Origin of the sequence: Bradyrhizobium guangzhouense (assembly GCF_004114955.1) — a bacterium.
Classification (GTDB): Bacteria; Pseudomonadota; Alphaproteobacteria; order Rhizobiales; family Xanthobacteraceae; genus Bradyrhizobium; species Bradyrhizobium guangzhouense.
Genome location: NZ_CP030053.1, coordinates 2549096 through 2571847, shown reverse-complemented (window position 1 = coordinate 2571847; position 22752 = coordinate 2549096). Strand labels below are relative to the sequence as shown.

The 22752-nt window shown below is 64.8% G+C and carries 19 protein-coding genes; 6 read left to right on the top strand and 13 right to left on the bottom strand.

The features are described from left to right. Positions 1-161 precede the first annotated feature (161 nt). On the bottom strand, positions 162-2441 hold the full coding sequence (locus XH91_RS12230) for a DUF1522 domain-containing protein (protein WP_128950836.1): 2280 nt from the start codon (positions 2439-2441) through the stop codon (positions 162-164). Positions 2442-2761: 320 nt separating this feature from the next. On the opposite strand from XH91_RS12230, the gene flbT reads away from it, so the two are divergent. Next, positions 2762-3187: a flagellar biosynthesis repressor FlbT gene (flbT, locus tag XH91_RS12225; protein ID WP_128950835.1), complete on the top strand. Its 426-nt coding sequence runs from the start codon at positions 2762-2764 to the stop codon at positions 3185-3187. Between the two features lie 77 nt (positions 3188-3264). Here the strand turns inward: flbT and XH91_RS12220 are convergent, their stop codons facing one another. The 9 genes from XH91_RS12220 to XH91_RS12180 all read right to left on the bottom strand — a co-directional run bounded on the left by XH91_RS12220 (position 3265) and on the right by XH91_RS12180 (position 17331). Next, positions 3265-4761, bottom strand: a complete 1497-nt coding sequence (locus XH91_RS12220; protein ID WP_128950834.1) for a pyridoxal phosphate-dependent decarboxylase family protein — start codon at positions 4759-4761, stop codon at positions 3265-3267. Next, complete coding sequence (locus tag XH91_RS12215; protein ID WP_128950833.1) at positions 4758-6005, bottom strand: ATP-grasp domain-containing protein; 1248 nt, start codon at positions 6003-6005, stop codon at positions 4758-4760. Before XH91_RS12215 ends, XH91_RS12220 begins: the two co-directional genes overlap by 4 nt. A gap of 16 nt (positions 6006-6021) precedes the next feature. After that, positions 6022-7626, bottom strand: a complete 1605-nt coding sequence (locus tag XH91_RS12210; RefSeq protein WP_164938277.1) for a hypothetical protein — start codon at positions 7624-7626, stop codon at positions 6022-6024. 10 nt (positions 7627-7636) lie between these two features. Then, positions 7637-8419: a hypothetical protein gene (locus XH91_RS12205; RefSeq protein WP_128950831.1), complete on the bottom strand. Its 783-nt coding sequence runs from the start codon at positions 8417-8419 to the stop codon at positions 7637-7639. A 70-nt stretch (positions 8420-8489) separates the two neighbouring features. Further along, a complete protein-coding gene (locus XH91_RS12200; RefSeq protein WP_128950830.1) occupies positions 8490-10883 on the bottom strand; it encodes a beta strand repeat-containing protein in 2394 nt (797 codons plus the stop codon). 19 nt (positions 10884-10902) lie between these two features. Beyond that, positions 10903-12783: a flagellar hook-associated protein FlgK gene (gene flgK, locus XH91_RS12195; RefSeq protein WP_128950829.1), complete on the bottom strand. Its 1881-nt coding sequence runs from the start codon at positions 12781-12783 to the stop codon at positions 10903-10905. 34 nt (positions 12784-12817) lie between these two features. Continuing rightward, a complete protein-coding gene (locus XH91_RS12190; protein WP_128950828.1) occupies positions 12818-15070 on the bottom strand; it encodes a flagellar hook-basal body complex protein in 2253 nt (750 codons plus the stop codon). A 190-nt stretch (positions 15071-15260) separates the two neighbouring features. After that, positions 15261-15773, bottom strand: a complete 513-nt coding sequence (gene msrB / locus XH91_RS12185) for a peptide-methionine (R)-S-oxide reductase MsrB (protein WP_128950827.1) — start codon at positions 15771-15773, stop codon at positions 15261-15263. A gap of 85 nt (positions 15774-15858) precedes the next feature. Beyond that, positions 15859-17331 carry an NAD(P)/FAD-dependent oxidoreductase gene (locus XH91_RS12180; protein ID WP_128950826.1) on the bottom strand — a complete coding sequence of 491 codons (1473 nt, stop codon included), beginning with the start codon at positions 17329-17331 and terminating at the stop codon, positions 15859-15861. A 153-nt stretch (positions 17332-17484) separates the two neighbouring features. Here XH91_RS12180 and XH91_RS12175 point away from each other — a divergent pair, with 153 nt between their 5' ends. The 3 genes from XH91_RS12175 to XH91_RS12165 are packed head-to-tail and all read left to right on the top strand — an operon-like array spanning position 17485 to position 18971. Then, positions 17485-18021, top strand: a complete 537-nt coding sequence (locus XH91_RS12175) for a SixA phosphatase family protein (RefSeq protein ID WP_164938276.1) — start codon at positions 17485-17487, stop codon at positions 18019-18021. A gap of 50 nt (positions 18022-18071) precedes the next feature. Further along, positions 18072-18497 (top strand): universal stress protein, encoded by a 426-nt coding sequence (locus XH91_RS12170; protein ID WP_128950824.1) that lies wholly within the window; start codon positions 18072-18074, stop codon positions 18495-18497. A gap of 15 nt (positions 18498-18512) precedes the next feature. Continuing rightward, entirely contained in the window at positions 18513-18971 is a 459-nt protein-coding gene (locus XH91_RS12165) for a hypothetical protein (protein WP_128950823.1), read from the top strand. Positions 18972-19159: 188 nt separating this feature from the next. Here XH91_RS12165 and XH91_RS12160 read toward each other — a convergent pair whose 3' ends face one another. Beyond that, positions 19160-19396, bottom strand: a complete 237-nt coding sequence (locus XH91_RS12160; protein ID WP_128958298.1) for a DUF1127 domain-containing protein — start codon at positions 19394-19396, stop codon at positions 19160-19162. A 187-nt stretch (positions 19397-19583) separates the two neighbouring features. Between XH91_RS12160 and XH91_RS12155 the strand changes: the two genes are divergently transcribed. Beyond that, entirely contained in the window at positions 19584-20927 is a 1344-nt protein-coding gene (locus XH91_RS12155; protein WP_164938275.1) for an aminotransferase-like domain-containing protein, read from the top strand. A 70-nt stretch (positions 20928-20997) separates the two neighbouring features. Here the strand turns inward: XH91_RS12155 and XH91_RS12150 are convergent, their stop codons facing one another. Together XH91_RS12150 and XH91_RS12145 are read right to left on the bottom strand one after the other, a co-directional pair. After that, positions 20998-21597, bottom strand: a complete 600-nt coding sequence (locus XH91_RS12150; protein ID WP_128950820.1) for a YdcF family protein — start codon at positions 21595-21597, stop codon at positions 20998-21000. A 65-nt stretch (positions 21598-21662) separates the two neighbouring features. Then, positions 21663-22253 carry a hypothetical protein gene (locus tag XH91_RS12145; protein ID WP_128950819.1) on the bottom strand — a complete coding sequence of 197 codons (591 nt, stop codon included), beginning with the start codon at positions 22251-22253 and terminating at the stop codon, positions 21663-21665. 61 nt (positions 22254-22314) lie between these two features. Here XH91_RS12145 and XH91_RS12140 point away from each other — a divergent pair, with 61 nt between their 5' ends. Further along, a complete protein-coding gene (locus XH91_RS12140) occupies positions 22315-22749 on the top strand; it encodes a hypothetical protein (protein WP_128950818.1) in 435 nt (144 codons plus the stop codon). Positions 22750-22752: the final 3 nt, after the last annotated feature.

The following is a 22752-nucleotide window of genomic DNA, read 5'->3' as shown; positions in this document are numbered from 1 at the left end:
GCAGCGCGTTTGCTACTTGTCAACCATAACTCAGAGTGAGCAATCCGCTGCATTGAAAGGCATCGCCTTCAATGAGCGAGCGGCACTCCGGTGCCGGCACAAAAGAAAGCGGCGGGGCCGAAGCCCCGCCGCCGGATCCTGCTTAGCGATGCTGTCAGCTATTAGCGGAGCAGCTGGAGCACGCTCTGCTGCGACTGGTTGGCCAGCGACAGCGCGGAGACCGCGATCGACTGGCGGGTCGACAGCGCCTGGCTGTTCGCCGCTTCGACGTTGGTGTCGGCCAGCGTCAGGTTGGACGAACCGGTCTGCAGCACGTTGATCAGGTTCTTGTTGAAGTCCTGACGAACCTGCACCACCGAGAGGTTCGAGCCGAGGCTCGAAGCTTCCGAGCGCAGCGTGCTCGACGCGGCGTTCAGGTTGGTCAACACCTTGTTGGTGGCAGCGTTGTCGATGAAATCGACACCGCTGGTCAACGAAGCGAGGCCCAGACCCTTCGAGTTGTAGGTCACGCCGGTGATGTTCAGGCTCGACTTGCCGGTCTCGTCGAACGTCAGCTTGAGCTGATCGCCGTTCAACAGGTTGACGCCGTTGAACGAGGAGTCCTGCGAGGTCGAGTCGATCTGGCTCAGGATGTTGTTATACTGAGAGACCAGGTTGGCGCGAGTCGTCTGGGCAACCGTGTCCTGAACAGGCGCCGAAGCCGTCGAGAACGTCAGCGACGTGGTGAGCGTGCCGCCGATCGAACCACCTGCGGTGCTCGAACCGATGGTCGAGGACGCGTAGTCGTTGGTGGTCGAGATCGTCAGCCGGCCATTGGCGTCGATCGTGGCCGACAGATTGTTGGCCTGCAGCTGCGAGTTGAGCTGATCGAGCGTCTTGACCGTGCCGTTGGTGCCGTCACCGAAGGTAACGTTGACCGCCGTACCACCGTTGAAGGAGGTGAAGGTCAAGGTCTTGCCGGTGATGCCGCCGACGCCGGAGGTACGAGCCGCGGTGAAGGCGCTTGCCGTGCCGGTGTTGCCGGCGAGGCCAAGCACGTTCAGCGCGTTGCCGGTGCCGGTGACCGACAGGTCGGCGTTGACGCCGGTCGAGATCTTCAGCTGACCCGAGGCGTTGATCGACGAGTTGGTCTGGCCGGTGGCGGTCGCAAGCGTCGCGGTGCCGTTGGCGTTGACCGTCGCGGTCTGCACGCCGGTGGCAAGGTCGATCGCCTTCAGCACGTCGTTGACCGTGCCGCCCTGCAGGTAGACGGTCGAGTTGCCGTTGCCGTCGGTGACGACCGCGCCGCTCGCACCGAAGCCGGACGGAACGCTCGGAGCACCGGTCGTGCCGGGGGTCGGCGCGTTCTTGAACGTGATGACGTGACCGTCGACGTTCAACGTCGAACCGTCCGTGATCGTCGCGCCCAGCGAGGCCGAACTCGTGGTCCGGTTGACGTTGACGGTGGCGTTGCCGCCACCCACCGACGTGGTCAGGCCGAGAGCCTTGAGCAGGTCAGCCTTGCCCGTCACGCTCAGATCCGCACCGGTCGAGCTTTCCAGCGAGACCTTGCCGCCGCCGACGCTCGAGGCGGTCTGGTTGACGCTGGTGGCGATCGTCGCAGAACCGGAGCTGATCGAAACCGTCTTGACGCCGCTGGCGAGGTCGACTGCTGTCAAGAGGTCGCTGACGCTCGCGGTCGGCGTACCCGCGGTACCGAGATAGACGGTCGAGTTGCCATTGCCGTCGGTGACGATGTTGCCGCTGACGCCGGAGCCGGTCGGAACGCCTGACGTCGCCGGAGCGGAGCCCGCACGGAAGGTGATGGTCTTGCCATTGACCGTCAGCGTGTCGCCGTCGGCGGGCTGGGCGTTGGCGCCCAGGCCGGTCGCCGTGGTGCCGTTGGTGGCGATCAGGGTGATGGCGCCGGTCAGGGCCGTGGTGCCGTCACCGGCCGTTGCCGCCGTTCCCTGCAGAACGCCGATGGTGGCGCCGAGGGTCGTCGCACCGCTTGCTGCGGTGGTGCCGCCGGCGGCGCCGTCATAAACGACGTTGCCGCTTGCGGTGGCGCTCGCAAAGCTGGTCGTGCCACGCAGGTCGGCCGCCGTCGCACCGGAGATCGAGGTGGAGACGTTGGACTTGGTGGAGTAACCGACGGTGGTCTGCAGCGCCTGGTTGGCGATCGACTTGGCGGAGTCGACGAGCTTCTGCAGCGAGGTGATGCCGGTGTTGGCAGCCTGCAGCACCTGCACGCCGTTGCCGATGTTGTCGAGCAGATTGTTGATGTCGCTGGCGCGGTTGTCGAGCGACTGGGCGGTGAAGAAGTTGGTGGGATTGTCCAGAGCCGAGTTCACGCTCTTGCCCGTCGACAGACGGTTCTGAGTGGTGGCGAGAAGATCGGCGGTGGACTGGAGGGAGAGCAGGTTCTGGCGAACCGATGCGGAGAGAACAATACCGGACATTGGGTGTTACCTTTCTGGTAAACGACGCTACTGTTACGCGTCCTGGGATCTTGATTGACCCAGCGACCGGCGGACGGTGGCTCCGAGAATCTAACGAAGCATGAAATGAAACCGGCGCTTTCGCTGAGTCGCGGCGTGATTCGGCTCACCTACGCAGCGGCAGCGGCGCGCAGCCGTGCAATTTCATCATTGATATGATTGAGCTTTTCCGTGGCGACGCCCCGGATTCAGAACTCGTTAACTAATGTTGAGGGAGTATCGCGCCCTGCACCGCCACAACATGCGCTTCGGTTACGAAAGCGTTGATGGAGAACAGGCAAATGGCCCTCAAGGTCGAGCTCAGGCCGCACGAACGGATCATTGTCGGCAACTGCGTCATCACCAACACTGACCAGCGCGCCCGCCTTCTGATCGACGGCGAGAACGTGCCGATCCTGCGCGAGCGCGACATCCTCACGCCTGAGACCGCCGATACGCCGGCCAAGCTCGTCTATCTGGCGGTCCAGCTCATGTACATCTCGCCGGACCCGCAGACCCAGCACGGCACCTATTTCAACCTGGTGCGCGACATCGTCACCGCGGTACCGAGCTCCTGGCCGATCATCGAGGGCATCAACAACAACATCCTGAACGGCGACCTCTACCGGGCGCTGAAGGATGCTCGCAAGCTGATCGCCTACGAGGAGAAGCTGCGCGACCAATACAACGCTGCGCATCCCGAGGGCCACGTCAGCACCGCGGCCTGATCTCCACGATAAATTCGCGCAAACGACAACGGCCCCGGATCATCTCCGGGGCCGTTGTCGTTTCGGCCCGCTCGCGATCACTGCGCCGCGAGCGGCGGCGCCTCGACCTCGATCAATCCGTCGCTCCGCTGCATGCCGAACCTGATCACGGCTGCGACCAGCGCGTCGATATCGCTCTCCGCCGTACGATGATTGACGATCGCGGCGCGGATCGCGAACTTGCCGTCCAGGATCGTGCTTGACGGCGCAGCAATGCCGGATTCCTGCACATCGGCGACCACTTCGCGATTGACCGCGTCGCCGGCACGGTAGCGGAAGCAGACGATATTGAGATTGACCGGCGCAAGCAGCTCGAGCCGGGGCTCGGCGAGCACGCGCGTCTCCAGATATCTTGCAAGCGCGCAGCTTCGCGCGATCACCTCGCCGAGCCGGTCTGTGCCGAACGTCTTCAGCGTGAACCAGGTCTTGAGCGCGCGGAAGCCGCGCGACAGATCCGGGCCGAGATCGCAAGGCCAGGCAGTGCCGGCCGCAAGTCCCCTCGCCTCGCGACTGAGATAAGCCGCCGGCTGCGCGAACGCCTGCCTGTGACGTTCGCCGTCGCGCACCAGCAGGAAGCCGGCATCATAAGGCACCTGCCCCCATTTGTGGAAGTCGAGCGCGATCGAATCCGCAAGTTCGATGCCCTCGAGCAATGGCGCCAGCTCGGGCGACAGGATCGCGAGCGCACCGAAGGCGCCATCGACGTGAAACCAGATGCCCTCCTCGCGGCACAGCTCCGCGATCGCCTTGAGATCGTCGATCGCACCGATATCGACGGTGCCGGCCGACGCCGTGACCAGGAACGGCTTGAAGCCGACTTCGCGATCAACAGCGATGCGCGCGCGCAGGGCGGCGACGTCGATGCGATGGTCGGCATCGACATCGATCTTGCGCAGCGCATCGGTGCCGAAGCCAGCGATGTCCATCGCGCGGGAGAGGCAGCCATGCGCGGCCTTCGACGCGTAGGCGGTGAGCAGCGCACCGTCGCCGCCGATACCGTGCTGCCGTGCCAGCGCGCCGAGCGCATTCGTGCGCGCCACCAGCACCGCCATCAGATTGGCCATCGACGTGCCGGAGACGAAGATGCCGCTCGCACCTTGCGGAAAGCCGAACAGGCCGCGCATCCATTCGACGATCTGGCGCTCGACCTCGATCGGCATGTGATCACGCCCGCCGAGATTGGCATTGAGGCCAGCTGCGAGCATCTCCGCGATCATGCCGACGGCGGTGCCGCCGCCATGCACCCAGCCCATGAAGCCCGGATGAACATTGCCGGTCGCGTAAGGCGCAACATGTTCGGAGAACTCGCGATAGACTTCAGCGAGATCGGTTGCCGCGCGTGGCACGTCGGTTCGGACAGCCGCACGGACCTCATCGGGGATCGGCTGCCAAACCGGCCGCGCCCGAACATTGGCGATGCCGTCGATCGCCTCGTCCAGCATGCGATGGGCGAGGCTCCGAAACCCGCTCCAGTCCTGCGGATCGAGCGATCCGTTCGTGACGCCGGCTTTCGGATTGCGGATGATCTCGTTCATGCTGCGGTCCCAACGTCCGCTTCTGCAATTCCCTTGGCACGCCGCGACAGCATCGCGGTGAATGCGGCAAAGATCTTGCGCATCTGCGGCGGCTTGTATGGAAACACGACCGGCGAATCCATGTTGTGGACGACCGCGGTATTGTCGGCCTCGAACACCAGGAGCTCGCCGTTTTGGTTCTCGGCGCAATCGACGATGAAATAGTCGAGCCCGACACGCCGGCTCATTTCATCGAGCGCGTGCCTGTGGCGGGCGGCGAAGGCACGGTCGAAGTCCTGCATGAAGATGGCTTCTTCCGCGCGCTTCTCTTCGCTGAACGCCATGTAGGCGTTGAGGTACCAGATGTCCCAGCGATCGGCGATCGCCATGTGGCAGGCATAGGGTTTGCCGTCGACCATGGTGAGCCGGATCTTGCGATAGAGGCCGTCGGGGCTTGCGTAGTCGACGAAACGCGCCACGAAGAAGTCCTGCTCCTGCCGCTCGGCGAGATAGGCCGCGAGCGCAGCGGCATCATCGAGCTTGGCAAGTCCAACACCGGCATGCGTACCGCGCGGCCGCGCAATCATCGGAAAGTGCAGTTCGTCCGTGATCTCCGCGCAGGCAATCCGCCCTGCCGCGAGAGCCGACAATTGTGCACGCGTCGCATGGGCGGTCACGGGAATGTCGAGACCGGGGATGTCGGCGAGCAACCGATACAACTTGTCGCGATCGAGATTGCCGATCAGTTCGGGGCGATTGAGCAGCGGCCGCGGCCAGCGCGGCGCAGCCGTTTCGATCAGGGCAAGCGCTTCGCGGCATTCCTCGGAGTCGGAAGCGACCACGATGGCAACGTCGTGCTCGGGCAATGTTTCCGGCAGGCCTGACGTCTTGGTGACATAGAGCGTCAGGAGCTCGATGTCGGAACCTTCGAGCAGGAATTCGATCGGCGTGTTGCCGCCCATGTCGATGTCGGCTGCCAACGCAAGCACGCGCAGGCCCGGTTTCGGCGCAGCGGTGGGGGTACGAAACAGCTGATGGAACGAGAGCACCTCGGACTGGATCACGAGGCCGGCTTCCTTCTCGCCCATCAGTTGCGCGATAAGAGACAAATCCAGGCCCTCACCGGCCAGAGCCGTTCCCTCCGCGATCCGTGCCAGCAGTCGCTCGCGCAGCGGGTGCAGATCGACGCCCTCGAAGGCCTGGCGCGTCAAATGCGCAAAGCCGATACGGTCGGCATAGTTCGGCGCGGCAAGCGGATGCAACATCTCACACCTATACGGGCTACGCCGACACAGCGGCGGTATGGTCAAGCAGCAGCTCGATCTTCACCAGGACGTGGGCGATGCGATCGAGGATGTGCTGCACATTGCGTTGCGCCTGGGCACTGTCGGCCGACCAGGCGTCCGTGACGAGCCGCGCGCCGACACCTAGCCGCAACGCGGCCCGCGGCGCGCCATCGGGCTGCTCCAGCCGCACCGGCTGGCCGACGAGACAGCGCTGGGCTGCGACCTGCCGGTCCGCTGCGCTACCGCCGATGTCATCGTTCATGTCGCGCGCGAGCGCGCGATAGACCGCGCTGGTATCAGAGATCGACACCGGCCTATTCTGGCGCAAGAGAGTGAACGGAAACATCGAACGCTGCATAAATTCTTCATCATCGGCATCGGCGGTGCCGACCGGTGCCGTTACGGCGCGCAGCGACGGCGACAGCGCGATCATGCTGTCGATGCCGATGGCGAGCTCGGCCATCGTCTTCACGCGGAACGCGCCCGGCACGGCATAGTAGCTTCCGATTTCGGCCAGCGCCGCTTCCCAGCGCAGCCATTGGCCGAAATTCGGTCGGCGTTCGAAGCGCGAGCGCAGCGCCGTCCACGCCATCGGCCAATCGCAGCGGCCGGCATAATCGAAGAAGCCGGGCGCGATCCCTTCAATCCGATCGAGCGCACGCGACAGACCCTTCGGCAGCAGCAACGCGCCGCTGAAAGCGGGACCACCGAAGAACTTCGAACCTGTCATCAGCACCATGTAGCCGCGGTCGAGATAGTACCGCAGCCTGCGGCGGCCGAGCCGCGCCTGGCAGGCATCGACGACGACCTGAACCTCGCGCGGCCAACGCCGCACGATCTCATCGAGACAGGTATCGCTTGGTGCACGCCAGCCGAGCTTTGACGAATCCATGATGTGCAACAGAACGCGCCGGCCTTGCGCGAGGCTGGCCTCGATGACACGGATGACCTCCACATCCACGTCAACGCGCATCGCGAGACCGGAGGCCGCGTCGAGCAGCGGCACCGCGATCGTATCGCCGGCAAAGCCCGCGATCGCAGCGTCCTTGCGCACCGCAACGCCGCTCGCCGTCATCGTGCTGAAATGGCGCCCGCGCGCGGTATGAACAGTGCCGCTGCCGGTCTGGTCGGCGCCGACCACGATCGTCACCGGCGGCACGCCGAGCACCGCGTGGGCAAGGAACAGAGCGTGGAGCTGAGAATCCGTGCCCGAAGGTGAGAACACCACATCGACGCGCGGCGAAAGCTGCAAGTGGTCGCGCAGCTCGTCGCGCATGTCCTCGCAATGCCGGTCGAAGGCGATCTCGACCTCGTCGAACAACGATTTGTGGACCAGCTCCTCGCGCGCCAGCGCGGCGCGCTCATAAGCTCTTTGCGAGATCGTCGAGGCAGTCGACGAGGCGAAATTCCAGATCTCGGGCTCGGGCGACGGCCCGCAGCCATAGGCGTTGACGCGCACTTTCGGATCAAGCGCGAGCCGCCCGTCACCGCCGGAGACGAGCAACGTATCCAGCGGCGTGAACAGATCGCGCAGACGATAGCGCGAGCCGCTCTCGGATGCGCGCTCGATGTCTGACGGGCGGGATGCGCCGATGCTCATCCCGACAGGCTCACGCCGCGTCGGCCGCCGCAGCGGGCGCGGCTGCGAATTGCGAGGCGATGTCGCCATGGAACACCGAGGGACCGACATGGTCGAGCGAACTCTGGATGTCGGCCCAGATCTCGCCGCCGATATCGGTCCAGCGCTTGCAGAAGGCGAAGTCCTCGGAGAGGTAAGTGCCGGTCGCCGGATCGATCATGCATTCGAACAGCGCGAACCGGTTCTGGCTCGCGGCCAGCGTGTCGTGCGAATGCTCGCGGAAGAATTGCAGATTGGCGTAGTCCGGATGGCGGCACATCGCCTCCAGCGCCTGGCGGCGGATCATCAGGAAGCCGGTGCCGGCATAGCGCACGCGGGTAAAGCCGTTGACCACCACGATGCGGTCGGGGTCCTCGATCTCGAGCACGTAGTCGAGCGAGGCTGCCGTCACGTCGGTCCGCCCGGCCTGGATCGCTCGCCTCGCCTTGTCCCAGTTGACCCGCTTGATCGGATAGCAGCCGGCGACGACGTCGGCGCCGCATTCGATCAGCCGGAACACCTGCTCGGGCTTGAAGCCGATATCGGCGTCGATGAACAGAAAATGCGTGGCGTGGGGGTCGTCCAGGAACATCGCGACCAGATTGGCCCGTGCCCGCGTGATCAGCGCATCGCCGTCGCGCAAGTGCACCTTGAGCCCGAGATTGGACATGCCGTGGACGGCACGCTGCAGCGCGAAGATCGAGCTCGCGTAAATGCTCGACACCTGCCCGCCGAAGCAAGGCGTCGCCACCACTAATTGCATCTTGTCCGACATTGACGGCTCCGCCCGCTCAAATCCTCTCCAAGAGGTAAAGAGGCATGGTTAACGGCACCTTAATGCGCCGTTACAGGTACTTGACCAGCGAGAGCTGCGCGAGGTTGGCGGTAGTCTGGTAGGACGCCTGCAGCGCGTTCTGAAGCGACAGGATTTCGCTCGCGACCTGGTCGGGCGACGCCGACTCGGCTTGATCGACGATGTTCTGGAGTTGCGCCTTGGCCTGGGTCTGGCGTGTGGACGCGTCCTTCATCGTGTTCTGGGCCATCGCGATGTCGGTCTGGATGTCCTCGATCTTCTGCTGCCCGGCCTGCGGCGTCAGCGCCTGCGTGGTGCGCAGGCTCAGCGCGGCCACTTGCGCGCCCGAATACTGCCCGGTCGGCGAGGTCGAGAACGTGCCGAACACCGCAATCGCCTGCAACTGCGTGCGGATCGCGTTCTCGTCGGCCTGCGCGCCATATTGCACCGTGACGGAGTCGTCGACCCGCGCCACGGCGGTCGAACGCGCCGAACCCGGCCCATCATTCCCCGTGTACCATTTCACGGTGTTGGCCGAGCCATTCACCAGCGTCGTCGCCGAGCCGAGGGGCGAAGAGCCGACGCGCAGCGGAGCCTTTGCCGCGGTGACCGGGGAGGTCGTGAAGCCGAGCGCCGCGAACGCCGCGCTGTTCGAGCTCGTAATGTTGAGGCTCCCGGGATCGTCCGTGTTGATCGTGATCACGCCGCCATGGATGGTCGACGGCTTTGTGGTGCCGGTGAGCTGATCGATCTTGCCAAGCAGAGTTGTGACGTTGTCGGTAACGTTGATCTGGTTTGGGCCGGAGGCGCCCGAGGCGACGAAAGTCAGCGTCTGACCATTCACCGTGATCGTATCGGGGTTGACGACAGGCGGACCCGCCGACCCCGCCTGGAATGCCGTCGAGAGGACTTCCGGGCCGCCCGTGGTCGCAGTGCCGCTCAGCACGGTTGAACCGGTGATCGGAGGCGTCGACGCCACGCTGCCGCGCGTCACGCTGCTGAGACCGAGCGCCGTGGCCGCCGCGCCACCGGTGACCGCCACGTCGGTGCCGGTGCCGGTCGCGATCTGGATATTGCCACTGGCGCTCAGAGTCACGTTGGCGGAGGGGACGCCGGCGGCCGTCGCGACCGCATTCAGGATATCAGACATCTTCGCGGCGCTGCCCGAAGCCAGTCCGATCGTGGTATTGCCGCCGGCGGTCGTGACCGTGGTGACGGTAGGGTCGAAGGTGATCGTGTGGGCGCCGCTCGCGCCGGTGATGGTCAGAGTGGTACCGGTCGGAGCGTTGGCGAGCGCGTTGAGAACGGCTCCGTTGAGATGGGGTGTCGCCGAAGAATCGAGCGACGTGGTCGCAGACGCAGCCGCCAATGCGCTGTCCTGCAACGCGACCGAGCCCGTCCCGGTCGTCGAGGTATAAGAACTCAGATTGCCAGTGCCTGCCGCATTCGCGGTGGCTGATCCCGCCGTATTGAAGAAATTGTCGCCGGCGGCCACGGCGGACGCCGCCACCAGCGAGGTGTTGGCGAGCTTCGTGATCGCGGTGTTCAGCGCGGTGTTGAGGTTCGCTGACGTGACGGCCGGGTTTGAGGGAACTGGCGGAATGACATTGGGATTACCGGGATCGATCGCAAAGCTGCCGACCGGCGTCGGGGTCGCAGTGGATGCGGTCAGGTCGATCTGCTCCGTCGAGCCGTCGGGCAGCGTGAACTTCACGCTGAGCTTGTCGCCGTTGCTCGGATTGACGCCGTTGAGATTGACCGAGAACGCCACCGGCGAGCCGCTCGGGCCAGTCACGGTCGCCCCTGTCAGCGTGGAGGACACCGCCGCGATCTTCAGCCCGAACGGCGAGGTCGGCGAATCCTCCTGCACCTGTATGGCGCCTGATGGCAACGTCGACTGCACCAGCCGCCCCATGCCGTTGGTGCCGAGGTCGGCGGCCTGGCGCTCCGCCATCACGGTCTTCAGGCCTGCCTGCGTGGTGGTGCCGTTGATGATGTCGCCGGCATCGGCGACCGATTGCGTGTTGTAGGCGGTGCCGGAGAACAGATAGCGGTTGCCCGACTGCGTGTTGAGGACGCCGACCATCGAGCCGAACTGTGCGGCGGCAGTGTTCTGCGCGACCGTCTGGCCGTTGACGTTGAGATCCTGCGAGGTGCCGGCAGAACCCGTCTGCACCGTGTTGCGGATCGTCGTCAGCGACTGCAGCGCGGTGTTGGCGAGGTTGATGTTGACGTTGACGTTGGTGATCGTGTCGGTATAGGCGGCGATGTTCGAAAGCTGCGCGCGCGAGGCGATCGCAAAGCCTTCGTTGGTCCCCATGCCGGAATAGCTCTGCGACAGCTTGCCGGTCGAGAGCTGCGTCGACAGGTCGGTGAGCTGCTGGTTGATGTTGCGGATTTGCGCGCCGAGGACTGACGAGCCGTAATTGATGCTGCTGATCGACATGTTTTCAGAGCCCTACTGATTACCCTTGAGCCTGGATCAACGTATTCATCATGCTCTGCACCACCGACATCACATGGGCGTTGGCGGCATAGGCATTTTGAAGCTGGATCAGGTTCGACATCTCCGAGTCCAGATTGACGCTGGATGTCGAGTTGAACTTGGCCTGCAGCGTCGACACCACGACGCTCTGGCCCTGCTGGAGCGCGGTCGCCTGGGTCGAGGCGTTGGCCTGCACGCCCAGGAACTGCTGAAGGTAGTTCGAGACGCTGCCGGTGAACGGCTGGCTCGCCGAACCGAGACCGGTCTGCGGCGAATAGGAGTACACGGCCGTCGTGAGCTGCGAGTAGAGATAGTCCGAGCGCGTCGTGTCGCCCGTGGGCGTCACCGGCGAGGTGTTGTAGATCGACAGCCTGGTCGGGTCGGCGGTGAGCTGCGTGTTCACGGCGATGCGGCCGGCAAGGCCGGTCATCTGCGAACCGGATCCCGTGATCGCGCCGGTATAAAGCGCCTGGCCGCCGTCGGTGAACAGCGGCAGTTGCGGACCGCCCGACGTCAGCGAGGAGACCGTCTTGCTGCTCGACGCCGCGGTGACCTTGGCGAGGCCGCTATTGTCGTCGGTAACGCGCAGCGTCGTCGCCGTGGCCGGCGACGGTGCCGCGGAGAACGACAAATGCGAGCCTGGCAGCGCAGTGTTGAGCGCGGAAGCGATCGCGCCCATGCCGCCAGAGAAATTGATGCCGATCTGCATCGGGTTGGCGTTGGTGGCGTTCTGCAACGGCAGCGCCGTCGGATCGGTCACGTTCACCAGCGTGACCTGGCGCTGGGTGTTGGTGGAGTCGATATAGGTGATGTTGACGGTGTTGCCCGGCTGCGCGCCGGCGAGATCGATGTCGAAGCCGGCGGGCGGGCCGGAAACGGGGGTGCCCGCGGTGGTCTTGTCCGACATCGCACTCGACATCGTCGCGGCGAGCTGGTCGACCTGGTTCTGCGCCTGCACCAGCGTCTGGTCACGCAGCTTCAGGTCGGCCGCGATCTGGCCGGACGAGACCACGTTGTTGCCGGCGACGTCGATGGATGAGCCGTTCGGCAGCTTGATGGTGAGCGCGCCGACCCCCGACTTGGACGGATCGATGTTGTAGAGCGAGGTCGCGCCCAGCGCCCCCGCTGACGTGAACGAGAATTGCGAAGCCAGCCCCGCGCCGACCAGCTGGATGCCAGTCGTGGTGTAGATGTTGGCCTGATTCGATCCGTCGGTGGTGACGCGGACGTCGACATATTTCGACAGGCTGTTGATGGCCTGGTCGCGCTGGTCCATCAGGTTTGCCGCGGACGGATCGGTTGGCGCCAGGCCCTGCAGCTTGGTGTTGATGTCGGCGATCTGGTTCAGCGCCGCGTTGGCGGCTTGCGACGAGGTGCCGAGATCCTGCTCGACGTTCGAACGCAGCGACTGGATGCCCTTGGTCGTGACGTTGAGCTGCGTCGCCAGCGCCTGGGCGGCGCCGAGCGCGACCCGCTGTGCCGACGACGAGCCTGCGCTGGTGGAGAGCGCCTGCAGCGAGGAGGTGAAATCGTTCAGCGCGTTCTCGAGCGTGCCGCTGTTGCCGGGCGTGCCGTAGACACTCTGAAGCTGCTTCAGAATGTTGGCCATCTGGTCGGCGTAGCCGCTGCCGCCGGTCTCGGTGCGCAGCTGGTTCTGCACATAGCTGTCGATCTCGCGGCTGACGCCTGTCGTCTTCGCCGTCGCGCCGAAGTCACCGGTGGAGACTTCGATCTGGTTCGGCGTCTGGGCGACGTAACCCGGCGTCTGTGAGTTTGCGACGTTCGACGAGACGATCGAGAGCGCGGCCTGGTTGGCGCGCAGACCGCTCATCGCACTGGCAAGGGCTGAACTCAAACCCATCTTACTTGCCGCCTTTGGTTACGTTACGCGCCGATCAGCGCAACACGTTGAGGAGATCCTGGACCATCGAATTCGCCGTCGTGATCACCTTGGTGTTGGCCGAATAGGCCTGCTGGGTCACGATCAGCTTGGTGAACTCGTCGGCGATGTCGGTGTTCGATCCTTCCAGCGACGAGCCGCTGATGGTGCCCGACGCGCCATCGATCGCAGGTCCCGACTGATCGGTCGCGGCATAGGCACCCCCATCCATCGCCTTGAGGTAATTGGTGCCGTTGAAGTGCGACAGCGAGACCTGGGCGAGGTCGAGGTTCTGGCCATTGGAGAACGTACCGACCACGAGACCGTTGTTGTTGACGGCGACCGAGCGGAGCTGACCGGCCGCGTAGCCGTTCTGTGTGATGGTGTTGATGGTCACCGCACCGCTGGTGCTGGCATATTGCGTCAGGCCGCCCGAGGAGATGTTGAAGGCGACCGAGCCGAGCGACTGACCACCGACGCTGACATTGTTGATGGTGATGCCGGAGCCACTCGGCGAAGTCAGCGAACCGTCGGCAGCGAAAGTGAAGGCCTGTCCGGTGTTGACCCAGCCGACCGTCGTACCGGTCGCATTCGGGTCGGTCTGGTAGAACAGGTTCCAGCTATCGGAATGACCCGCGCCCAGGGACGCACTGTCGGTCTTGGCCCAGCGCAACTGCAGGTTCACCGGCGTACCGGCCGCATTGTAGGCCGTCACCGCACCGCCGCTGATCGATTCCTTCGTGAAGGTGGCGATGTCGTTGCCGATCACGCCGCCGGTGCCGGCGGTGCCGCCACCGTCGCGGTTCTTGGTGATGGTCGAGGTGAAGCCGAGCGCGGCGAAGGCGGCGCTGTTGGAGCTCGACACCGACAGGTTCGAAACGGTGCCGGTGTTCAGCGTGATCACGCCACCGGCGCTGACCGATGATCCCGACGCGCCGGAGAGAGCGTCAATCTTGCCGAGCAGGGTCGTGATGTTGTCGGTGATGTTGATCTGGTTCGCACCCGTGGCGCCCGAGGTCATGAAGGTCAGCGTCTGGCCATCAACGGTGATGGTGTCGCCCGCAGAGAAGCCCGACGTGAGCACCTCGGCGCCGCCGGCGGACGCGGCGCCGCTCAGCACAGTGGCGCCGGTGATAGCGGGAGAGGACAGCACGTTGCCCCCGCGCGTCACGCTGCTGAGGCCAAGCGCGGTGGCCGCCGTACCGCTGCCGACCGCCACGTCGGTGCCGGTACCCGTCGAGATCTGGATGTTGCCCGTGGCGTTCAGTGATGCTGTGACACCGGCGCCGCCCGCGGTCTGGATCGCGTTCAGGATGCTGGCCACCGTCGCGGTCGTGCCGGTGCCGAGGCCGATCGTGGTGTTGCTGCCGGCCGTCGTGACGGTGGTGCCGCCGTTGAAGGTGATGGTGTTGCCGTTGATGGTCAGCGTCTGGCCGCTCAGCGCGGTGAGGATGCTGGAGGCGAGATGGGTGCCCACCGAGTTGTCGAGGGACGTGGACGTCGAGGCCACCGCGGCCGAATTGTTCTGGAGCGCAACCGTGCCTGTCCCCGTCGTCGACGAGTAGGGCGAGCGGAGATTGCCGGTTGCGGCTGCACCTGACACGGTCGCGCTGGTATAGGGCGCGGGCGGCGTGCCGACCGGCAACGGGTTCGCCTGGAAGTCCGACGGGTTCAGTCCTCCGGACGCGAGGAGCGTGCCGGTCGCTGCAGTCGAGCTCGCCACCGTGTTCGGCACGGATGGCAGGTTCGCGGCGTACTGGATCGAGGTGGTGGCCTGAGCCGGGATGAAGTTGTTTTGGAATTTCAAAACGGTCGCAACGTTGCCCTGCGGGTTGCCGGTCTTCGGGTCGACCGTGACGCCCATCAGATAGTAGCCGGCGCCGTTGACGAGGTTGCCGTTGGAATTGAGCTGGAAGTCGCCGCGCCTTGTGTAATAGGTGACGCCGCTGAACTGCGGCAAGTTGTCGACGACGCTGGTGGCTTTCTGGATCGAGAAGAAGCCGTCACCGGTGATCGCCATGTTGGTGGCGACGCTGGAGGACGAGATCGTGCCCTGCGTGGTGATGGTGGCTTTGGCGCTGGCCGTCACCCCGCCCGCGACTTGCTTGCTCGGCACCGAGGCGTCGGGAATGAGGTCGACGAAGCTGGTCCCGATGCCCTTGTAACCGGTGGTGGACGAGTTCGCGATGTTGCCCGAGATGTTCTGAAGCGCGTAGGACTGCGCCTGCAGGCCACCCACCGAGGTGTTCATTGCATCGAAGATACCCATAACTTTGTCTCCAAATCCGATCTCGGCGGCGGGTCGACCCATGGCCGCAGTCGGGGAGACAGTCGCAAGGCCTATGCCAAGGCGGGTATTTTCACGAAATCAATGACTTAAATAGAAATGCCCCGGCCGAGGGACCGGGGCATAATTGCCGGACCGGCAACAATTGCCGGGGAAACACTTCAAATAGAGCTTACGTCGCCGACGGCGCCGCGGGGTGGAAAACCAGCCCGAAACCGTCGATGCAATAGCGCAGTCCGGTCGGCTTCGGACCATCGTCGAAGACGTGGCCGAGATGGCCGCCGCAGCGCCGGCAGTGCACCTCGGTGCGCACCATGCCGAAGGTGCGGTCCTCGGTCTTGCCGACGTTGCCCTCGATCGGCTGGTAGAAGCTCGGCCAACCCGTGCCGCTCTCGAATTTGGTCTCGGAGGCAAACAGCGGGAGGTCGCAGCCGGCACAGGCGAAGGTGCCCTTGCGATGTTCGTTCAGCAGCGGGCTGGAGCCCGGCCGTTCGGTGCCCTCTTTACGCAGGATCTCATATTGCTGCGGCGTCAATTGTGCACGCCACTCGGCGTCGGTTTTCTCGATCTCGAACTTTTGCGCGGCCTTCTCTCCGGCCTCGGCCGGCGTTGCCCTCAGCCAGCGGAAGGCCGAAAGGCCGAACAGGCCGGCGACAGTCGTTAGCAGGATGCGGCGGTCAAACATCTCATTCTCCGTGTGGGAGCTGTACGCCCTGAGATACGGGCTCTAGCGGCCAATGTTACACATCCAGAGGGAATTTTTCGCGTCCTTATTGCGAGACGCCTTGCTCTTGGGAGATATCCTGGGCGGCCGGTTCCGCCTCCTCGATTGCAGTCGGCTGCGGCGGTGGGGCCATCCGCGGCCGACCCCCCGGCGGCGGACGGCGCGGACCGGTGCCGGCGGCCCGGTTGGCTTCGGCGAGCCGCGCCTCTCGTTCCCTGTCCTTCACCCGCGCCCGCTCGCGATAGCGGGCGAGCGATCCCGCGGCGGCGGAACTCGCCCGGCCCCACAGGCCAACCAACTGCCCCGCGACCCGGCCCGTCGTGCCGCCGGCCCAAACCAGCTCGAACGGCGAGAACAGCTTCCAGCGCTCCTCACCCCACAGGATGCTGCGCGCGATCAGCTGCCCGGCCATGGCCGACGTGTTCATGCCCTGGCGGCCGAACCCGCTCGCCACCCACAGGCCTTTGCGCAACTGGCCGATCTGCGGCATGCCGTGCACGGTCTGGCCGGTGGCGCCGCCAAATGTCTCCGATATCTCGACATTGCCGAGCTCCGGGAAGATCGAGCGGATGCGACGCTTGACGCTGCCCGCAAAGCGCTGCGGTCGCGCCGCCCACGTGGTCTCAGGGCTCTCCCACATCAAGCGGTCGCCATCGACGATGCGGAAATGATCGATACCGTCGGAATCCATCACCGATCCCTTGAAGCCGATGATCTCGTGCACGCGCTCGCCGAGCGGCGCGGTGATTCCGGCGTAGCGCCAGACCGGCAGCAGCGTCTCCGACAGGCGCCGCAGGGGCGCGCCGAGATGAATGTTGCCGGCGAGCACGATATGCGAGGCGCGCAGCCGCGCCGAAGGCGTGACGATGCGCTTGCGGATGCCGGAATGGTCGATGCTGACGACAGGGGTATCCTCGAAGATGCGGGCCCCGGCGCGCCGCGCCAGCGCGGCAAGGCCATGTACATATTTGCGGCCGTCGACCTGGAACGCATTGGGGTAATAGATGCCGTGGAAGTAACGATCGGTCTTGAGCGCCGCGCGAACGCGATCGACCTGCCAGCCTTCGACCTCGGTATCGAAATCCTCGTGCAGCATCTGCAACCGGCTGATCAGCCGGTCGCCGCTATCGACGTTGGAGACCTCCAATACGCCCTCGGTGAGGCCGATATCAGGCATGTTCTCCTCGGTGGCGTTGGCCCGGACGAGTTCCGCGCCCTCCTTCGAGAGCGCCCACAACTCGCTGGCATCCTCGAAGCCGATGCGCTCGATCAGCTCGGTGAGCGGCAGCGCGAAGCCCGGCATCACGGTGCCGAGCTGATTGCCGGAGGCGTTCCAGCCGATATGACGGCCCTCGAGCACCGCGACGCTGGCCCCCAGCCGTGCCGCCTCGAGTGCAATGGAAAGGCCGGCAAGCCCTGCCCCGATCACGCAAATGTCGGCGTCGAGATCGAATGACAGCCGGGCACGCTCGCGAAAGCCGGCTTCTTCCTGGGATGCGCTTGTGAAAGTCTCGCTCATAGCGTTTCTTAGAGCATGATCCGGAAAAGTGCGCAGCGGTTTTCCGACAGGATCATGCTCAATATAACAAGCTAATACCAATCGGGCGCTTGTCACCTTGTCCCCAACGGGCGCCTGTAGATTATCCTGGACGTGGAACGATTCGAGAATGCCATGCGCCGTTTGATGCTGCTGCGTCACGCCAAGACCGAGACCGACGCGCCAAGCGGCCGCGACCAGGACCGCCGGCTCGACCATCGCGGCCAGCGAGATGCCGCAGAGATGGGAGACTGGATGGCCACCCATCCGCCCGTCCCCGAGACCGTGCTGGTGTCGCACGCCGTCCGCGCCAGGCAGACCTGGGACATCGCCTGGGAAGCGATGAAAGACCGCGTCGCGGCGCCGCAGGTTGAGATCCTGTCGGAACTCTATGGCGCCGATCCCGCCCAGATTCTCGAAACCATTCGCACTGCAACGATCCCGGCCGATCCCAAGCGGCTGCTGCTGGTCGGGCACAATCCCGGCATGCACGAGGCTGCCCTGATGCTGACGGGCAGCGGCGATCAAGCCAGTGCCAAGGCGCTCGCCGACAATCTGCCGACGGCGGGGCTTGCGGTCCTCGACTTTGATGTCAAGGATTGGGGGGACGTGGCCTACCGCCGCGGCAAACTGGTGCTGTTCGTCAGCCCCAAATTGCTTCGAATGGGATGATCGCGCGACGTACCTGGAGATCTTGCTGACTGGAAGATTTGGAGGCGCAGATGTTCAAGTCCATTCTCGTGCCCATCGACCTCGCCGACACTGATCTGGCAAAGCCAGCGATCGCCACCGCGACGACGCTGTCGCAGAACTGGAGCGGATCGGTCCGGCTGCTCAACGTGCTGCCGATGACGCCGGTGATGCTGGCCGAATATGTCCCGGCCGACTTCGACGAACAGCAGCGCCAGACCTCTGAAGAGGCACTTGCCATCGTCGCCCGTGAATCCGGCATCGACGCCGCCCACATCTCCAGCGTGGTGCGCCAGGGCGGCATCTATCACGAGATCCTCGAGGAGGCCGCGCACATGAAGGCCGACCTGATCGTCATGACCTCGCATCGGCCGGCGATGCGCACGTATTTCCTCGGCTCCAATGCCGGCCATGTGGTGCGTTATGCCAAATGCTCCGTGCTGGTGGTGAGGCACTAAAGCAGGAGCACTAGCGTGAAGCGATTCTGGCGGAAATGGACCTACGAGGTCTCGCTCGCGATCGGCGATGCCCTGTGGGACGTGCTGGTGGTGCAACTTGCTGCGCTGCTCGACAGGCTGACGGTGCGGAAGATCATCGCCTTCATCCCCGTCGTCATCCTCATCGGCGCTTACTATCACAGCATCCCGCTTCCGCCTGAGCTGATGCTGATCGGCGATTTCCTCGCCTATATCGACATTTTCTCGGTGCTGTTCCTGCTCGGCGTGCTGAGCCGCATCACGACGATCATGTTCGTCGTCAAACAGGCGGCAGCGCGGTTCGCCATGCTCGCGGGCAGTACCGTTTCACGACTACAGCGCCTTGATGTCCGGCATGGGCGCCAGCGTAGCGCTCCGGCGCGACCCTGCCCCAAGCCTAGCGCGTCCAAGGACGATCGAGCTTATGGAGTCTGGGGCCAGGCGGCGTTCGCCTGATTGCGGTGGTGCGGGCAGTTGCGCGCGGCAACTCAGGTTTCGTGCCCCGGACGCAGCGCAGCGCTTCTTCAGCGGTGCGCTGCAGAGCCGGGGCCCATGCAGCAGCGCACCGTGCGGCTTCTGTTGGGTCCCGGCTCTGCGCAGCAACGCTAAGGGCGTTGCAGCGCGTCCGGGACGCGAAAGAAAGATCAAAGATACCGCGTCAGCTCGGCCTTGAACTGGCCGTAGACGGCGTCTTCGATCTGGCTGCGGTTGATGCCGATGTCGCGCAGGGCGCGATCGTCGAGTTCGTTCAGCGTCTTGACGGCGGAGCGGCGCTCCAGGCGGTCGAACAGCGCGTAAGCGGCATTGACGAGCGTGGCAAAAAATCCGCTCGATGAGGATGGGCGTAAGCTCCGCCCGGCAGTTTGCGAGATCGTGGTCATGTTTCTTCTCCGGCCTTTGGTCCTGCACGGCGAAGCGGATGCCGTTGGCGCAAACGCTTGGAAGCGGCTGCACCTCATTTGCCGTCGGATTGCTCTCGCTCACCTCGGCTCAATCGCGGACCTTGATGGAACCTAAATGCTCCAGTACATTGCTCGGAGCAAGAAAAACATTGCTCTCGGTGCAATAATGTCCAAGTTCGAGTATGTGAAGCTTGCGGATGCCATTGCCGCAGATATCGCTAAGGGCACGTTAAAGCCCGGCGACCGGCTGCCGCCGCAGCGCAATTTTGCCTACGATCGCGGCATTGCCGTTTCGACAGCCAGCCGGGTTTATACGGAGCTGCTGCGCCGTGGGCTCGTAGTCGGCGAAGTCGGCCGCGGCACCTTCATCTCCGGCGACATCAGGCGTGAGGTCGAGACCATCGCCGAGCCGCGCGATGCGCGCATCGATTTCGAGGTCAATTATCCGTTGTTGCCGCAGCAATGGACGATGATCGCCAAGAGCCTCGCCGGGCTCGAGCGCGTCGATGCGCTGGAGGCCGTGCTGCGATCATCGACCAGCACGGGCACCAAGAACGCGCGCGTTGCTGCCGCCGCCTATCTCGCGCGCAAGGATTTTGCGCCGCAGGCCGAGCAGATCCTCTTCACCGCCAACGGCAAGCAATCGCTCGCAGCAGCGCTCGCAGCGCTCGTGCCGACCGGCGGTCGCTGCGGCGTCGAGGCGCTCACCTATCCTTATGTCAAGAGCATCGCCGCGCGGCTCGGCATCACGCTGGTGCCGATCCCGATGGACGAATTTGGCGCGCGGCCCGATGCGATCCAGAAAGCGCATCGCGAAGCGCATCTGTCTGCGCTGTATCTGCAGCCCATCATCCAGAATCCGCTCGGCGTCACCATGAACGCGACGCGGCGCACCGACATCATGCGCGTCGCCGAGAAGCTCGATCTCACCATCATCGAGGACACAGTCTACGGCTTCCTTGCCGACGACACGCCGCTTGCGGCGCTCGGGCCGGACCGCTGCATCGTGCTCGACAGCCTCTCCAAGAAGGTTGCGCCGGGCCTGGCGCTCGGCATCCTCGTCGCGCCGCCGCACTTGCGTGAAAGCGTGATGAGCGCGGTACGCACCGGCGGCTGGATCGCCTCGGGCCACGCGCTCGCCGCGGGGCAACGGTTGATGGCTGACGGCACGGTCGCCGAGTTGACGCGGCTGAAGCGTATCGATGCCGCGCGGCGCCAGCAGACCGCGGCACGACTGCTCGCCGGTAGCCAGCTCTCGGCCGATCCACGCTCCTATCATCTCTGGCTGACGCTGCCGCCGCACTGGCGCTCGCAGACCTTCGTCGCCGCAGCCGCCCGGCGCGGCATTGCGCTGACGCCGTCCTCGACATTCGCCGTCGCGCACGGCCACGCACCGAATGCGGTGCGGCTTGCGCTTGCCCCGCCCTCCTTCGAGCAGCTCGATTCCGGCCTGCGCACGATCGTGTCGCTGCTCGGCACGAAGGAGGAGGATTTCGACTCGACCGAGTAATCAGAGCGTTTTCGAGCGAAGTGGATTCCGGTTCGCGTAAAGAAAACGCGTCGGAGCACGAATCCTTTCCTTAGGGCTCGGGCCATTCCGCGATGAAGCCCCTCGCCTTGTACGGCTCGATCTTGTCCCACTCGTGCAGGACACGACGACGAAATTCCGGGTCGGTATGCCAGAGCGCGCGCGGCGTTGCGAAGCCGTCGACGGTGAGCAGCAGCTTCGTAACCTCGGGCCAATGTCGATGCAATGTCATCGGATAGCGCCGCGCCGTCCAGGTATTGCCGAGGCAAATCACGCTGCGGATGTTTTGCAGTCCCAGCGCCGCATCGATCACAGGCAAAGAGAAGGTCACGTTCTCGCCGGTGTTCATCGCGCGGTGCTCCTCCAGGATCCGGTCCGCTGGAATGCCCGCTGCGACCATCGCTGCCTTGATGATGGTACACTCGGATTGCTCCGAGCCTTGTGTCACACCGCCGCTGACAATCGACCAGGGGTAAAAGCGCTCGCGCCACAGCCGCGCGGCGGTCTCGACGCGCAGCGCAACGTCCTCACGGGTGCCGAACAGAAACAGCAGATCGGCCGGCCGGAGCGGCGTATCGATCAGATGGGTGCGGTTGATCTCGGCGATCTCGTCCGCCGTCGGCAGGCGCGCGCTGCGATTCGTTGATGTCATCGCGGCACGATGCGGGACCGGCGCGCGGCGGCGAAGTCAAATTTGATTGCGACTGATTGCAAGCGCTACGGCAGCAAGCCGGCCGGCAGCCGATCGAAACTGTAGCTGCGCGGCTGGTTGCGCCGGACGAAGCCACCGACCTGCCAGACGAACAGCGCGACAAAGCCAAGAATGAACAGCACGCCAGCGAATTGGCCGATCAACAATGCGCGGATCAACAGCCCCGCCATCGCCACGGCCAGCAGCGCCAGGAACGCCAGCACCGCCGCATAAGTCTTGCGGCCGAGGCCGGCGGTCAGCTCGGCCCGGCCGCCGGCTTTGGCCATCTGTGCGTGCAGCGCGACGATGAAGTCGCGAAAACCATTGTCCTGCGGTGCCATCAGCGCCGCGGTCTGCCAGCTCGTCGACAGAATCGCGATGCGGCCGCCCTTGACGTGGCTGACATCGGCGCGAAAGCGGTGCTGCTGCATCGAGACCGGGCGGAACGACAGCCTGATTGCACTGATCTCGCCATAGCGCCAGAGGCCGGTGCGGCCGGCAATGTGCCAGGCCAATCCATCGTCAGTCAGCTCGAAGCGATGCGCCGAGCCGATCAGCGACGCCTTGTAGGCATAGCTGATGACCGGTCCGCCCTGCCCGTCGTCCGAAACCTGCATCACCTGATCCCGTCTTGCGATGTGCTTGCGCGATCGCCCTTCCCCATCCTACAAGCGAGGCATGGCTGAGACGATCTATTTTCCGCGCCGCCTGATTCTCGGAGCCGCTGCGATCGCGGGCGTGCTGCTCGCGCTCGCGGTGCACATGCTGGGTGCGCGCTACGGGCTCGACCTCGGCGGTCTCTGGCGCTCGGACACGCACGAGTTCATGCCGACAGGCGCGGCGATCGCCTGGTGGCTGATCGCGACCGTGGGCTTTTCCGGCGGCTATTTCACGGCGACGTTGATGCAGAGCGCGGTCTCTGGCCAGATCCCGCAGCGGATGCGCCAATTCCTGATCGTGGTCGGCGTGCTGCTGCTCGCGGGCGCCGGGCAAGCGGCCTCGGCGCCGAGCCCGCTTCCGACCGTTTCCGGCGTGCTCGCGGGCCTCGCGGCACTGTGCCTCGGTGCCGTCATGGCTTTCTGCGGCGCGCATTTCGCGCTGCGCCGCGGCTAGTCC